Consider the following 508-nt stretch of genomic DNA (forward strand, 5'->3'; position numbering starts at 1 on the left):
GAAGACGACCGTCGAGAGCAGCGAGCTGAGAGCAAAAGCCGAAGAGAATGCTGGGGTGCCGGCAAGGGTAATTGCTTGCGACTGGCAGTTGATCAGTCCGCCGTATGCGACAGCGTGATATGCCGCCGCGCCAACGATAGAATACGCCCCTTCCGCGAGGACTTTTCCATCTGACGACACATTCATGTGCGCCCCGCCGGCTGATGCACCGAAGCGAACATTCCGGAACCAGAGCGTCCCGGACTTACTGGCAGCAAGACAGTTGCCGGCGGACGTCGCCCGCATCTCAAGATCGCGGATTTCCAGTCGGCCACCTTCGGACGCGAAGCAGGCATCCGCCGAGACGATCACATTGCCAGGTGTGGCGTTGTTGCCCTGAATGCGAAGTCGACCAGAACCGATCAACGGTGCTCGCATGATGCCGCCGGCGGTATACGTCCCATCCGCAAGCTGGATGATCACGGTGTAGACGCTGGTATCAAGCTTCAGGGCGGCGGCAATCGCGGCC

At 60.6% G+C, this 508-nt stretch carries 1 pseudogene; it reads right to left on the reverse strand.

Annotation, left to right across the window (positions count from 1 at the left end):
* Positions 1–508 (reverse strand): annotated as a pseudogene (locus WFK98_RS27250) (DUF2793 domain-containing protein); the annotation flags it as partial.

Origin of the sequence: Kaistia sp. MMO-174 (assembly GCF_037147815.1) — a bacterium.
Lineage (GTDB): Bacteria > Pseudomonadota > Alphaproteobacteria > Rhizobiales > Kaistiaceae > Kaistia > Kaistia nematophila.